Source organism: Pseudoclavibacter caeni, from assembly GCF_008831125.1.
In the GTDB taxonomy this organism is placed as follows: domain Bacteria; phylum Actinomycetota; class Actinomycetes; order Actinomycetales; family Microbacteriaceae; genus Pseudoclavibacter_A; species Pseudoclavibacter_A caeni.
The window spans coordinates 1-14,926 of sequence record NZ_WBKA01000004.1 but is presented as its reverse complement, the minus strand read 5'-3'; the positions used below and the strand labels follow the sequence as shown (position 1 = coordinate 14,926).

Sequence of the window (14,926 nt, the reverse complement as noted above, 5' to 3'; positions counted from 1 at the left end):
GCGTCCATGAGGGACGAATGATGCTCACCAGCGTGCACAACGAGCGGGTGCGAGCCGCAGCCGCTCTCGCGCGCAGAGACGCCCGGTCGAAGACCGGGCGTTTTCTGCTTGAGGGGCCCCAGGCGGTCGAGGAGGCGCTGGGCTGCCGCCCCGATCTGCTCGTCGAGGCGTTCGTGGGGCCGAGTCCGACGCCGCGCATCCGACGTCTCGCCGAGGGCATCGCCACGGCCGGCGCCCGCGTCGAGTCGGTCGGCGACGCGGTGCTGCGGGCGATCGCCGACGCCCGGCATCCGCAGGGCATCGTGGCGGTGGCCCGGCAGCATCCCGCCGCCGTGGAGCGGATGTTCGAGGGCGCCCCCGTGCTCGTCGCCCTGCTCGCCCGCGTCGCCGACCCCGGCAACGCGGGGGCGGTGCTGCGGGTCGCGGATGCGGCCGGCGCCGACGGGGTCGTCCTCACCCGGGGCAGTGTCGACCCCTTCAATCCCAAGGTCGTGCGCGCCACGACCGGATCGCTGTTCCACGTGCCGTTCGCCGTGGGTGCGGATCTGGCCGAGTCGACCGCCCTCGCCCGCCGGGCGGGCATGACGGTGCTCGCCGCGGACGTCTCGGGCGCCGAGCTCGATCCCGCGGATGCGGCGGGGATGCTCGCCGGCCCGGTGTGCTGGGTGTTCGGCAACGAGGCGCACGGCCTCGAGGACGACGACCTCGCCCTCGCCGACCATGTGGTGCGGCTGCCGATCTACGGCCGGGCCGAGTCACTGAACCTCGCCACCGCCGCGAGCGTGCTGCTCTACCAGACGGCCTTCCGACAGCGGCGGGCCCTTGCCCGGCGCGCCGCAGCCGCCCCCGGCACGGGCCGGTAGAATGGAACGCGTCCGCCCGCAGGCGGACTTCTCGTGCGTGCCCACCGATGCGGCCGGCCGCCGCGAGTCATGGAACGGAATTATGTCAGCAGAACACACACCGCCGGATCTTCCCGCCATCACACCCGAGTCCGTCGCCGAGGCCGAGTCCGCCGCGATCGCGGCGATCGACCGGGCCGCGACGAGCACTGAGCTCAAGCACGCCCGCCCCTCGCTCATCGGCGACGAGTCGATGCTGTCGAGGCTCAATCGCACGATCTCCGGGCTGCCGAAGTCGGAGAAGGCTCAGGCCGGCCGACTCGTCGGCCAGGCCCGCGGCCGGGTGCGGCAGCGGTTCACCGCCCGCGAGGAGGAGCTCGCCCGGGCGGAGAAGGCCGCCCGGCTGGCCGCCGAGACCGTCGACGTCACCGCCGCGGGCAGTATCCACCGCGTCGGCGCCCGACACCCGCTCGGCCTGCTCGTCGAGCAGGTCACCGATGTCTTCGTCGGCATGGGCTGGGAGATCGCCGAGGGTCCCGAGGTCGAGAACGAGTGGTTCAACTTCGACGCGCTGAACTTCGACGCCGATCATCCCGCGCGGGCGATGCAGGACACCTTCTTCGTCGAGCCGGTCGACCGGCACCTGCTCCTGCGCACGCACACCTCGCCGGTGCAGGTGCGCTCGCTGCTGACGCGTGACCTGCCCGTCTACATCCTCGCGCCGGGGCAGGTGTATCGCACCGATGAGCTCGACTCGACGCACACGCCGGTGTTCCATCAGTTCGAGGGGCTCGCGGTTGACCACGGGCTGACCATGGCCGATCTGCGCGGCACGCTGGAGCACATGGCGCGCATCATGTTCGGCGACGAGGCGCGCATCCGGCTGCGGCCGAGCTACTTCCCGTTCACCGAGCCGAGCGCCGAGCTCGACGTGTGGTATCCGGGCGCCAAGGGCGGCGCCCGCTGGGTGGAGTGGGGCGGCTGCGGCATGGTGCATCCGAATGTGCTGCGCTCGGCCGGCATCGACCCGGACGAGTACACCGGCTTCGCGTTCGGCATGGGGGTGGAGCGCACGCTCCAGTTCCGCAATGACGTCAATGACATGCGCGACATGGTCGAGGGCGATGTGCGCTTCAGCGAGCAGTTCGGGGTGATCATCTGATGCGGGTTCCACTCAGCTGGCTCGGCGAGTACGTCGAGCTGCAGGACACGACGCCGGAGGCGGTGCTGGCCGCGCTGGTCAAGGTGGGTCTGGAAGAGGAGGCGGCGCACCGCTTCGCGGTCTCCGGCCCCGTCGTCGTCGGGCAGGTGCTCTCCGCCGAGCCCGAGCCGCAGACGAACGGCAAGACGATCAACTGGTGCAGCGTCCGCGTCGCGCCCGAGGGCGAGCCGGCCGCCGACGGCGGCGCCGACGTGCGCGGCATCGTCTGCGGCGCGCACAACTTCGCCGTGGGCGACAAGGTCGTCGTCACGCTGCCCGGCAGCGTGCTCCCCGGCGACTTCCGCATCTCTGCCCGGAAGACGTACGGGCATCTCTCCGACGGGATGATGGCCAGCGCACGCGAGCTCGGCATCGGCGAGGACCACTCCGGCATCCTCGTGCTGCAACGGCTCGGCCTCGACCCCGAGGTCGGCACCCCGGCGATCCCGCTGCTCGGTCTGGACGACGCGGCCGTCGAGATCAACGTGACCCCGGATCGCGGCTACGCGTTCTCCGTGCGCGGAGTCGCCCGCGAGTACGCCCACGCGACCGGGGCGCGCTTCGTTGACCCGATCGCCCGCGTCGGCGAGCCGGGCACGGGCAGCGGGTTCCCTGTCGCCATCCGCGACGAGGCCCCGATCCGCGGCCGGCAGGGCGTGCGCTCGTTCGTCACCCGCGTCGTCGAGGGCGTGGACGCGACCGCGCCCACCCCGCCGTGGATGGCCGCCCGGCTGCAGCTGGCCGGCATGCGGTCGATCTCGCCGGTCGTCGACGTCACCAACTACGTGATGCTCGAGACCGGTCAGCCCCTGCACGCCTACGACCTCGACACCGTGCGCGACGGACTCGTCGTGCGCCGGGCCCGGCCGGGGGAGCGGCTGACCACGCTCGACGGGCGGGAGCGGGAGCTCGACCCGGAGGATCTCGTCATCGCCGACGGGGAGCGTGCGATCGGCCTGGCCGGCGTGATGGGCGGCGAGGCGACCGAGGTGAGCGAGCACACCACGCGGGTGCTCATCGAGTCGGCCGCCTTCGAACCCGTCTCCATCGCCCGCACCGCCCGCCGGCACAAGCTGCCGAGTGAGGCGTCGAAGCGCTACGAGCGCGGGGTGGACCCCACGATCGCGGCGGCCGCAGCGCAGCGTGCGGTCGACCTCGTCGTCGAGCTGACCGGCGGTCGGGCGGGCGAGCTCGGCTCGTCCTGGAGCGCCCCGCGGCAGCCGGTGACGATCACGCTGCCGGTGACCCTGCCGGGTGCGCTGACCGGCATCGACCTGACCCGTGACGAGATCGTCTCGGCGTTGCGTCAGATCGGCTCCGGCGTCGTCGACGACGGCGACACGCTCGCGGTCACCGCGCCGCCGTGGCGGCCCGACCTGACCGAGCCGGTGGACCTCGTCGAGGAGGTGGCGCGGATCACCGGCTACGATCGCATCCCGGTGCGGCTGCCGGTGGCTCCCCCGGGGCATGGCTACACGCGGGCCCAGCAGGCTCGGCGGCGGCTGGGTCGCACGCTCGTCGGGGCCGGGTACACCGAGGCGTTCAGCTATCCGTTCCGCTCGGCGGCGGAGAACGCGATGTTCGAGCCGGCCGGGCGCCCGGTGGTGACTCTCGCGAACCCGCTGGACGCGAAGCGCGCCCAGCTGCGCCGCACCGTGCTGCCCGGACTGCTCGAGGTGGCGCATCGCAACGTGAGCCGCGGGATGACGGATCTCGCGCTGTTCGAGCAGGAGATCGTCTTCCGGCCCGCGCCCGAGCGCCCGCTGGGCATTGATCGGCTGCCGGTCGGCGCCGTCCGCCCTGACCCGGAGACGCTGCGCGCGCTGCAGGAGAGCCTGCCCGATCAGCCCCGGCACGTCGCCGCGGTGATCACCGGCGAGGTGGTGCCCCGGCAGCCGGGCCTCGCCGCCCAGCCGGTGGACTGGCGGGAGGCGGCCGCGTTCGTCGCCCAGGTCGGGCTCGCCCTCGGGGTGCAGCCGCGGCTGGTCCAGGCCGAGCTGCCGGGGTTGCACCCGGGTCGCGGCGCCCGCGTGGTCGTCCCGATGGACGAGGGCGAGGTGGTCGTCGGCACCGCCGGCGAGCTGCACCCCGATCTCGCCGAGGAGTTGGCGCTCGCCGGTCGAGTCGCGGTCGTGGAGCTCGACCTGACCGAGCTGGAGCGGGTGGCGCCCGCGCAGGTGCACGCCCGCCCGGTGCTCACCCAGACGGCGGCGACACAGGATCTCTCGCTGCTCGTGCCGCGGGGCCTGCCCGCGGATGTGGTGCGCGATACCGTCGCCGAGGGGGCCGGGCCGCTGCTGGAGCACATCCGGCTGGTCGACGACTACCGCGGGGAGGGGGTCGGTGCCGACGAGAAGTCGCTGACCTTCGCACTGCGGTTCCGCGCCGCGGACCGCACGCTCACCGCGGCGGAGGCCACGAGGGCCCGGGACGGCGCGGTGCGGCTGGCCGAGCAGCGGCACGGGGCCACGCTGCGGGCCTGAGCGGCGCGTCGCCTGATCACCCCGAGTAAGATCGGGTGACATGTCATCATCCGTTGCGGTCGCCGGCGCCTCGGGCTACGCCGGCGGCGAGCTGCTGCGTCTGCTGTCCACGCACCCCGAGTTCGAGGTGCGCACCGTCACCGCGCACTCCAGCGTGGGGCGCCGTCTCGGCGAGCTGCATCCGAATCTGCACACGCTGGGCGATTTGGTGCTGCAGGAGACGAGCGCGGAGACGCTCGCCGGGCATGACCTCGTGTTCGTCGCCCTGCCGCACGGACACAGCGGCCCGCTGACCGATATGCTGCCCGATGACGTGGTCGTCGTCGACGCCGGCGCCGACCACCGGCTGATCAACGAGAACGACTGGCATCGCTTCTACGGCGGGGACTGGCACGGGGCGTGGGCCTACGGACTGCCCGAGCTGCCCCGGCAGGAGTCGAAACAGCGCGAGTGGCTGCGCGAGGCGACGCGTATCGCGGCGCCCGGCTGCAACGTCAGCGCGGTGAGCATCGCGCTCGCCCCGGCGGTCGCCGCCGGGCTCGTCGAGACCGACGACCTCGTCAGCGTGCTCTCGGTGGGCACGTCCGGCGCCGGTCGCGCGCTCAGGCCGGGGATGCTCGCCAGCGAGATCATGGGTTCCGCGAACGCTTACAAGGTCGGTGGCACCCACCGTCACATCCCCGAGATCGTGCAGGATCTGCGTTGGGCGGCCAGTGGGCGGGGGGAGACCTCGACCGCAGACATCCGCATCTCGTTCACCCCCGTGCTCGTGCCGATGTCGCGCGGCATCCTCGCCACCTCGACGGCCCGTCTCGCCGTCGGCGCGACGGAGGACGACCTGCGCGAGGCCTACGCTGCGGCATACGGGGGGGAGCGCTTCATCCAGGTGTGCGAGCCGGGGCGGTTCCCGGCCACCGCCGAGGTGCTGGGCTCGAATCTCGCGTCCATCGGCCTGGCGGTCGATCACGACGCCCGCCGCCTCGTCGCGGTGAGCGCCCTCGACAACCTGGTCAAGGGCACGGCGGGGGCGGCCATCCAGTCCGCCAACATCGCCTTGGGGCTCGACGAGGGCGCGGGGCTGCCGATCGAGGGGGTCGCACCGTGAGCGTCACCGCAGCAGCAGGCTTCGAGGCGGCCGGGGTCGCTGCGGGCATCAAGGCGAATGGGCACCGGGATCTCGCGCTCGTCGTCAACCGGGGGCCGCGACACGAGGCCGCGGCGGTGTTCACGACGAACCGCTGCGAGGCGAACCCCGTGCGCTGGAGTCGTGCGGCGGTCGCCGACGGACGCGCCGACGCGGTCGTGCTCAACTCGGGGTGCGCGAACTGTTACACCGGCGAGCAGGGGTATCAGGCGGCGCGGGCCACGGCGCAGGCGGTCGCGGACGCGATCGGCTGCCGGGTCGACGACGTCGCCGTGTGCTCGACCGGCATCATCGGCCATCAGCTGCCGCTCGACCGGGTGCTGCCCGGGGTCGCGGCCGCGGCCGCGGAGCTCGACGTCGGAGGCGGGCCGCGGGCGGCCGAGGCGATCATGACCACCGACACCCGGGTGAAGCAGGCCGAGGAGCGCTCGCCGGCCGGTTGGACGGTCGGCGGGATGGCCAAGGGCGCCGGCATGATCGCGCCGGGGATGGCCACGATGCTCGTCGTGATCACCACCGACGCGGTCGTCAACGCCGAGGCGTTGCACCGCCATCTGGTCGCGGCGGCCGACCGCACGGTCAACCGGCTCGACGTCGACGGGTGCATGTCCACGAACGACACCGTGGTGCTGCTCTCCTCGGGGGCGAGCGGGGTGACCCCCGACCCCGAGGAGTTCCGCATGGCGCTGACCGCAGTGGCCGACCGGCTCGCCGCGGCGATCCAGGACGACGCCGAGGGCGCCTCGCACACGATCGACATCGAGGTCGTCGGCGCGGCGAGCGAGCCGGACGCGATCGAGGTCGCCCGCGCGATCGGCCGCAGCAACCTGTTCAAGTGTGCGATCGCGGGCGGCGACCCGAACTGGGGGCGCGTGCTCGCCGCGGTGGGCACCACACGCGCTGCATTCGACCCGTTCGACATCGACGTGACGATCAACGGCACCCGCATCTGTCACGCGGGCGCGCCGGACGCGGACCCGGCGACCGTCGACCTCGCGCCTCGGGCCACGCATGTGCTCGTCGACCTGCGCACCGGGGATCACACGGGCATGGTGCGCACGACGGATCTCACCCACGAATACGTCGACATCAACAGCGAGTACGAGAGCTAGGCGGATGGCGGAGGAGACGACGGGCGCGCCCGACACGCAGCTGGCCGAGCTGAAGGCGGCGACCCTCATCGAGTCATTGCCCTGGCTGCAGAAGTTCCACGGCGAGACGTTCGTGATCAAGTTCGGCGGCAACGCGATGGTCGACCCGCAGCTGCTCGACGCGTTCGCCCAGGACGTGGTCTATCTCAGCCTGGTCGGCATCCGCCCGGTCGTCGTCCACGGCGGCGGCCCGCAGATCACCAAGATGCTGGAACGGCTCGGCATCTTCTCCGAGTTCCGCGCCGGGTACCGCTACACCTCGCCGGAGGCGATGGAGATCGTGCGGATGGTCCTCACCGGGCAGATCTCCCGCGACCTGGTCGGGCGCATCAACCGGCATGGCCCGATCGCGGTGGCGATCTCGGGCGAGGACGCCGGGCTGTTCACCGGGCGGCGGATCACCGCGGAGGAGGACGGCCACGAGGTCGATCTGGGCCTGGTCGGCGAGGTCGTCGACGTCGACCCGACCATCGTGCGCGGCCAGCTGGACGCCGGACGCGTCCCCGTCGTGTCGTCCATCGCCCCGGAGGGGCCGCGCGGGCAGACGTCGCTGAACATCAACGCCGACGCCGCGGCGAGCGCGCTGGCCGTGGCGCTCGGCGCGGCGAAGCTCGTGCTGCTGACGAACGTCGGCGGGCTGTATCGTGACTGGCCGGATCCGACGAGCCTCGTCAGCGAGGTGGATGCCGACGAGCTCGAGGCGATGCTGCCGGGGCTCGAGAGCGGCATGATCCCGAAGATGGCGAGCTGTCTGGAGGCGGTGCGCGGCGGGGTGCCGCAGGCACACGTGGTCGACGGGCGGCTGCCGCACTCGGTGCTGCTGGAGATCTTCACCAGGCAGGGCATCGGCACTCTGGTGACCCCCTCGCGCCGATCGGCCGCCGCGGGGCGACGATCCGAGGCGTCGTCCCCATCGGGCGACGCCGCGCGCTGACGCACGACTTCCGAGACGAGAGATCCGAGACTGGAGACATGACCGAAGAACACATCCCCTGGACCGCTGAATACGCCGAGCACCTGCTGCCGGTGTTCGGCACCCCCGCCGCCGAGCTCGACCATGGGCAGGGTGCGTGGGTGTACGACGTCGACGGCCGCCGCTATCTGGACTTCCTGGCCGGCATCGCCGTGTCGGCGCTGGGCCACGCCCACCCGGCGCTCGTGCGGGCGATCGCCGAACAGGCCGCGCGCGTCATCCACGTGTCGAACCTGTTCACCTCGCCCGCGCAGATCGGGCTGGCCGAGGACCTCCTCCGCATCGCGGGAGACCCCGAGGGCGGCCGCGTGTTCTTCTGCAACAGCGGCACCGAGGCCAATGAGGGCGCGTTCAAGATCGCCCGGGCGCACGAGCACGACGGGGGCGGGTCGCGCATCCTCGCGCTCGACCACGCCTTCCACGGGCGGACGATGGGCGCGCTGTCGGTGACCTGGAAGGAGCGGCTGCGCGAGCGGTTCGAGCCGCTGGCCGCTGACGTCGAGTTCATCCCCGCGACGGTGGCGGCGCTCGAGGCCGCGATGGATGACGAGGTCGCCGCCGTGTTCCTGGAGCCGATCCAGGGGGAGGCGGGCGTGCTGCCGCTGCCGGAGGGGTTCCTCGAGGCGGCGCGCCGGCTCACCCGCGAGCATGACGCGCTGATGATCGTCGACGAGGTGCAGACCGGCATGGGGCGCACGGGCACCTGGTTCGCGTTCCAGCGGGCCGGGGTGATGCCCGACGTGTTCACGCTCGCCAAGGGGCTCGGCGGCGGCGTGCCGATCGGGGCGACGGTGACCACCGGACGCGCCAGCGGCATCCTGCACGCCGGCGACCACGGCTCGACGTTCGGCGGCAACCCGCTGGCGACGAGCGCGGGGCGCGCGGTCATCGGCGCGATCGAGTCGGAGCACCTGCTCGACAACGTCGCCCGCCGCTCCGCCGAGCTGCGTGAACTGCTCGCCGGGCTGCCGCTCGCCGCCGATGTGCGCGGGCAGGGCCTGCTGCTCGGCGTCCGACTCGAGCGTTCCGTGGCCCCGCGGCTGGTGACCGCGGCGCTCGCCGCCGGGCTCATCATCAACGCCCCGGACGAGCAGACGATCCGGCTGGCCCCGCCGCTGGTGATCGGCGAGCCAGAGGTCGCGGAGTTCGGCGAGCGGTGGACGGCCGCCTGCCGCTCGCTGGACCGGCAGAGTGACGACACGGAGAGGCAGGATGCATGACCAGGCACTTCCTCAGGGATGACGATCTCACCCCTGCCGAGCAGGCGGAGGTGCTCGACCTCGCCGCACGGATGAAGCGCGACCCGTATCTGGTGCGTCCGCTCGCCGGGCCGCGCACGGTCGCGGTGTTCTTCGACAAGACCTCCACCCGCACGCGCGTTTCGTTCGCGACGGGAATCGCCGATCTCGGCGGCAGCCCGCTGGTGGTCGAGTCGCAGTCGAGCCAGTTGGGCGGCAAGGAGTCGATCGCCGACACCGCGCGGGTGCTCGAGCGCATGGTCGCCGCGATCGTGTGGCGCACGTACGCGCAGTCTGGGTTGGAGGAGATGGCCGCCAACAGCCGCGTGCCGGTGATCAACGCGCTGTCCGACGAGTTCCATCCGTGCCAGATCCTCGCCGACCTGCTCACGATCCGCGAGCACAAGGGGACGCTCGCGGGCCTCACCCTGGCCTATGTCGGTGACGCGGCGAACAACATGGCGCACTCGTACCTGCTCGGCGGGGCCACGGCGGGCATGCACGTGCGCGTCGCGGGCCCCGCCACACACCAGCCCGATCCCGCGGTCGTCGCCGACGCCGAGCGGATCGCCGCGGCGACCGGCGGCTCCGTGCACGTGGGCACCGATCCCCGTGAGGCGGTCTCCGGGGCCGACGTCGTGCTCACCGACACCTGGGTGTCGATGGGGCAGGAGGCGGAGAAGGCCGAGCGGCTGCGCCTGTTCACGGACTACCAGGTCGACGACGCGCTGTTCGGGCTCGCCGACGACGAGGCGGTGTTCATGCACTGTCTGCCCGCCTACCGGGGGTACGAGGTGAGCGCCTCGGTCATCGACGGCCCGCGCAGCGTGGTGTGGGACGAGGCGGAGAACCGCCTGCACGCGCAGAAGGCCCTGCTGGCTTGGCTGCTGAGCCACGAGTGACGGCCACGCCGCCCGCCCGGGCGGCGTCCGGGTCGATACAATGACCATGCCGCGAGCGCGGCACCTGTCTGAAGGAGCACAAGCACATGACTGATCGCATCGTCCTCGCCTACTCGGGCGGACTCGACACCTCGGTGGCCATCGGCTGGATCAAGGAGCGCACGGGCAAGGACGTCGTGGCGCTGGCGGTGGACGTCGGCCAGGGCGGTGAGGATCTCGAGGAGGTCCGGCAGCGGGCGCTCGCCTGCGGCGCCGTCGAGGCGATCGTCGCGGATGTGAAGGACGAGTTCGCCAGCGACTATCTGATGCCCGCGTTGAAGGCGAACGCCGCCTACCAGCGCAGCTATCCGCTGGTGTCGGCGCTGTCGCGTCCGCTCATCTCGAAGTACCTGGTGAAGACGGCGCACGAGCTCGGCGCCGACTCGGTCGCGCACGGCTGCACCGGCCAGGGCAACGACCAGGTGCGCTTCGAGGCGGCCGTGGCCGCGCTGGGACCGGATCTGCAGTGCATCGCGCCGATCCGCGATCTGGAGCTGACCCGTGACCGGTCGATCGAGTACGCCGCGGCACATGACCTGCCGATCCGGCAGTCGAAGAAGAGCCCGTACTCGATCGACCAGAACGTGTGGGGCAAGGCGGTGGAGACCGGGTTCCTTGAGGATCCGTGGAACGCGCCGATCGAGGATCTCTACACGTACACGAAGAACCCGGTGGAGGCGAGCCCTGAGGGCGTGGACGTGGTGATCACGTTCAAGCACGGCATCCCGGTGGCCATCGATGGCGAGGCGGTCACCCCGCTGCAGGCGGTGGAGCGCATGAACGTGCTCGCCGGCAACGAGGGCATCGGTCGGCTCGACCTGGTCGAGGATCGCCTGGTCGGCATCAAGAGCCGCGAGGTCTACGAGGCGCCGGGTGCGGTCGCGCTGATCACCGCCCACGAGGAGCTGGAGAACCTCACCCTCGAGCGTGACGTGAACCGCTACAAGCGCGACGTGGAGAACCGTTGGTCGCAGCTCGTCTACGACGGCCTGTGGTACTCGGGGCTCAAGCGGGCGCTCGACGCGTTCATCGACGAGACCCAGCAGATGGTCTCCGGCGACATCCGCCTGCACCTGCAGGGCGGTCGGGCGACGGTCACCGGGCGGCGCAGCGCGCAGAGCCTGTACGACTACAACCTGGTCACGTACGATGAGGGCGGCACGTTCGAGCACAAGGCGGCCAAGGGATTCATCAACATCTGGTCGCTGCCGTCGAAGATCGCCGCCCGGCGGGACAACCCGCTGGCGCTCGGGCAGGGCGCGGTGTCGGTGGAGGCCTCCGCGGCGTCCGAGCTGCCGCAGGGCGAGGCCGCGGCGACCCCGGTCGCCGAGCCGGTCGCCCGCGAGACGGAGCGCTGATGTCGGAGCGCGCCGGGAAGGCGGGGTCGCTGTGGGGCGGTCGGTTCGCGGGCGGGCCATCCCCGGCTCTGGCTGAGCTGAGTCGGTCGACGCAGTTCGACTGGGTGCTGGCCCCATATGACCTGGCGGGGTCGCATGCGCACGCGCGTGCGCTCGCCCGGGCCGGGTATCTCACCGAGGCGGAGCTGCACGACATGCTCGCTGCGCTCGACGAGCTCGGCCGTCGGGTCGCCTCCGGCGCGTTCACGGCACGTCCCGAGGACGAGGACGTGCATTCCGCGCTCGAGCGCGGGCTGATCGAGATCGCGGGTCCCGAGCTCGGTGGCAAGCTGCGGGCGGGGCGGTCGCGCAACGACCAGATCGCCACGCTCGTGCGCATGTACGCGCGGGATCATGCACGCACGATCGCCGGGCTCGTCGCCCATGTCGTAGACGCGCTCGTGGAGCAGGCCGATCGGCATGCGGCGGACCCGCTCCCCGGGCGCACGCACATGCAGAGTGCCCAGCCGGTGCTGCTGGGGCACCATCTGCTGGCCCACGTGTGGCCGCTGCTGCGCGACCTGGACCGGCTGGCCGACTGGCGCGATCGCGTCGACGTGTCTCCATACGGGTCGGGGGCCCTCGCGGGCAACACGCTCGGGCTCGACCCCCAGGCGGTCGCCGAGGATCTCGGCTTCGCGTCGTCGGTGGAGAATTCGATCGACGGCACGGCGAGCCGGGATGTGATCGCCGAGTTCTCGTTCATCCTCGCGATGATCGGCATCGACCTGTCGCGGCTGGCCGAGGAGATCATCATCTGGAACACGGCGGAGTTCGGCTTCGTCACGCTGGATGACGGCTACTCGACGGGGTCGTCGATCATGCCGCAGAAGAAGAACCCGGACATCGCCGAGCTCGCCCGGGGCAAGAGCGGGCGGCTGATCGGCGATCTGACCGGTCTGCTGGCGACGCTGAAGGCTCAGCCGCTCGCGTACAACCGTGATCTGCAGGAGGACAAGGAGCCGGTCTTCGACCAGGTCGGCCAGCTCGAGGTGCTGCTGCCGGCGTTCGCGGGGATGATCGCGACGGCCCGGTTCAACACCGAGCGGATGGCCGAGCAGGCGCCGAAGGGGTTCTCCCTGGCGACCGACGTGGCCGAGTGGCTGGTCAAGCGGGGCGTGCCGTTCCGGGATGCCCATCAGATCTCCGGCCGGCTCGTGAGCTTCTGTGAGCAGCACGGGATGGCGCTCGACGAGCCGACCGACGCCCAGTACGCGAGCATCGATCCCCGGCTGACCCCGGGCGTGCGCGACGTGCTCACCGTGCGCGGGTCGGTCGACGCGCGCACGGGCCGGGGCGGCACCGCGCTGGTGAACGTGCGGGAGCAGATCCGGCATGCGCCGCAGGTGCTCGCCGGGCTGCTCGCGCGCATCGGCGTGGCTGCCACGGCGGATGCGGCGGCGGACGGCTCGGACCGCGACTGACAGCGGGCGCGGCGTCGTCTCGGCGTCGCACGCTCGGGTGGCCGGACGCACCGGGCCCGAGCATCCTTGACGCACGGCCGGACTGGATGCCCGGACCGGACGATCGACGCTCCGGCCGGGAGCCGGACAGGAACATGCCGCGGGGCCGAGAGGCGCCCGGGGCGCAGACCAGGAGGACTGGAACGGTGACGGAGAACCCGATCGAGCTGGCACCCCAGCGGATCGACGACTCGTTCGACTCGATCGTCGATGAGCTGCAGTGGCGGGGGCTCATCTCGGTGAGCACGGATCTCGACGCGCTGCGGCAGGCACTGGCGGAGGGGCCGGTGCGGTACTACTGCGGGTTCGACCCGACGGCCGGCAGCCTGCATCTGGGGCACTTGGTGCAGCTGCTGCTGCTGCGCCGGCTGCAGCTGGCGGGGAACATCCCGTATGCGCTGGTCGGTGGGGCCACCGGGCTCATCGGCGACCCCAGGCCGACCGCCGAGCGCACGCTCAACTCGCGCGACCAGGTCGCGGAGTGGGTGGTGCGCATCCGGGACCAGGTGTCAGGGTATCTCGGCGACGAGGGCGAGAACGCCCTGCACGTCGTCGACAACCTGGACTGGACGGCGCCGCTGAGCGCGATCGACTTCCTGCGCGATCTGGGCAAGCACTTCCGGGTCGGGCAGATGCTCGCCAAGGAGGCCGTGGCGAAGCGGCTGCGCTCCGAGGCAGGCATCAGCTACACCGAGTTCAGCTATCAGATCCTGCAGGCCAACGACTTCCTGCAGCTCTACCGCCGCGAGGGGGTGACGCTGCAGACGGGCGGGCAGGACCAGTGGGGCAACCTCGTCGGCGGGGTGGACCTCATCCGCCGGGTCGAGCAGGTCGGCGTGCACGCGATCGGCTCGCCGCTGATCACCAACTCCGACGGCACGAAGTTCGGCAAGAGCGAGGGCAACGCGATCTGGATCGACCCGGAGCTCACCTCGCCGTACGCGTTCTACCAGTTCTGGCTGAACACCGAGGACGCCGACGTGGTCGAGCGACTCAAGGTCTTCACGTTCCTCACTCGCGCCGAGATCGAGGAGCTCGCCCGGCAGGTGGCCGAGGAGCCGTACCGGCGTGCCGCCCAACGGCGGCTGGCGCTCGAGGTGACGGCGCTCGTGCACGGCGAGACCGCGGCGCGGAACGTGGTGCGCGCCTCGGAGGCCCTGTTCGGCGACGGGGACCTGCGGGCGCTCGACCCGGCGACGCTCGGCCAGGCGCTCGATGAGCTGCCCGGCACCGGGGCCGCGCTGGGCGATCCGATCGCGCGGGTGCTCGCCGACACCGGCGTGGTCCGCAGCGTCAGCGAGGCGCGGCGGGCGATCGGTCAGGGGGGCGTGTACGTAGACAACGTCCGGGTGACCGATCCCGAGGCGACGCTCGACGCCGACATGGTGCTGCCCGGCGGACGCGTCCTGCTGCGCCGCGGTCGGCGCACGCTGGCTGGGGTGCGCGTGGGCGACTGACCGCGCCCGGCTGCGAGGCCCGTTCTCCGTGCGATGGCATGGGGGCGGGCCTTCGTCGTCTTGCGAGCGGTGTGCGGGGTGCCTCGTGCCCGGCGTCTGCGGTGGGGTAGCTGATGGGCGCGGCCCGTGGTCGATGGGCTGGGCGGGCCTGATGCACAAGGCGTGCGACACGCCCGGGATCGGGATCGGGTTCGCAAGGCCGGCGGTGATGAGTATGTTTATCTCTTGTCGCCGCGAGGCACTGGCCACCAGGTCAGAGCGGAGCGGGGATGCGGATCGGATCCGCCGGTCGAGGTGAGCTTGACACGGAGTATGGATCTGGTAAGCTGAGTCGGCTGCTTCCGAACGGTTGCACATCCGGTTTCCGGGTTTGCGACACAGAATCGGATGTGGTAGGCTGGAGAAGTTGCGCTGGCAGGTAGCCGCCTGGTTGGTTTGGGTGGTGATGGTTGGTGTGTCCGATCCTTGAGAACTCAACAGTGTGCACATGTCGATGCCAATTTTGTCCTCGGCTGGCTGGGTTTTTGCTTGGTTGGTTTGAGTGATTTCTTTTGGTTTTGCATGCCATGGCTTTCGGGTCGTGGTGTGTTGGAGCCGATCAGATTTTCTTCGGAGAGTTTGATCCTGGCTCAGGAC

11 protein-coding genes are annotated in these 14,926 nt (G+C 71.6%); all 11 read left to right on the top strand.

All coding sequences use genetic code 11. The annotated features are described in order from the left end of the window. Positions 1–20 precede the first annotated feature (20 nt). Positions 21–863, top strand: coding sequence for a TrmH family RNA methyltransferase (locus F8O02_RS05890; protein WP_158036478.1), 843 nt, complete (start codon positions 21–23; stop codon positions 861–863). An 82-nt stretch (positions 864–945) separates the two neighbouring features. After that, positions 946–2,004 carry a phenylalanine--tRNA ligase subunit alpha gene (gene pheS, locus F8O02_RS05885; protein WP_158036329.1) on the top strand — a complete coding sequence of 353 codons (1,059 nt, stop codon included), beginning with the start codon at positions 946–948 and terminating at the stop codon, positions 2,002–2,004. After that, entirely contained in the window at positions 2,004–4,526 is a 2,523-nt protein-coding gene (gene pheT / locus F8O02_RS05880) for a phenylalanine--tRNA ligase subunit beta (protein ID WP_158036328.1), read from the top strand. Before pheS ends, pheT begins: the two co-directional genes overlap by 1 nt. Before the next feature lie 40 nt (positions 4,527–4,566). Further along, the gene (gene argC / locus F8O02_RS05875; protein ID WP_158036327.1) at positions 4,567–5,631 is read left to right on the top strand and encodes an N-acetyl-gamma-glutamyl-phosphate reductase; all 1,065 of its coding nucleotides are present in this window, start codon (positions 4,567–4,569) and stop codon (positions 5,629–5,631) included. Next, entirely contained in the window at positions 5,628–6,782 is a 1,155-nt protein-coding gene (gene argJ / locus F8O02_RS05870; RefSeq protein ID WP_158036326.1) for a bifunctional glutamate N-acetyltransferase/amino-acid acetyltransferase ArgJ, read from the top strand. The genes argC and argJ overlap by 4 nt, the downstream gene beginning before the upstream one ends. Before the next feature lie 4 nt (positions 6,783–6,786). Further along, positions 6,787–7,755 (top strand): acetylglutamate kinase, encoded by a 969-nt coding sequence (argB, locus tag F8O02_RS05865; protein ID WP_158036325.1) that lies wholly within the window; start codon positions 6,787–6,789, stop codon positions 7,753–7,755. 38 nt (positions 7,756–7,793) lie between these two features. Continuing rightward, positions 7,794–9,014: an acetylornithine transaminase gene (locus F8O02_RS05860; protein ID WP_158036324.1), complete on the top strand. Its 1,221-nt coding sequence runs from the start codon at positions 7,794–7,796 to the stop codon at positions 9,012–9,014. Further along, entirely contained in the window at positions 9,011–9,934 is a 924-nt protein-coding gene (argF, locus tag F8O02_RS05855; protein WP_158036323.1) for an ornithine carbamoyltransferase, read from the top strand. The genes F8O02_RS05860 and argF overlap by 4 nt, the downstream gene beginning before the upstream one ends. A gap of 86 nt (positions 9,935–10,020) precedes the next feature. Continuing rightward, positions 10,021–11,331, top strand: coding sequence for an argininosuccinate synthase (locus F8O02_RS05850; RefSeq protein WP_158036322.1), 1,311 nt, complete (start codon positions 10,021–10,023; stop codon positions 11,329–11,331). Next, complete coding sequence (gene argH, locus F8O02_RS05845) at positions 11,331–12,794, top strand: argininosuccinate lyase (protein ID WP_158036321.1); 1,464 nt, start codon at positions 11,331–11,333, stop codon at positions 12,792–12,794. The genes F8O02_RS05850 and argH overlap by 1 nt, the downstream gene beginning before the upstream one ends. A 185-nt stretch (positions 12,795–12,979) precedes the next feature. Further along, positions 12,980–14,290 carry a tyrosine--tRNA ligase gene (tyrS, locus tag F8O02_RS05840; protein WP_225734140.1) on the top strand — a complete coding sequence of 437 codons (1,311 nt, stop codon included), beginning with the start codon at positions 12,980–12,982 and terminating at the stop codon, positions 14,288–14,290. Positions 14,291–14,926: the final 636 nt, after the last annotated feature.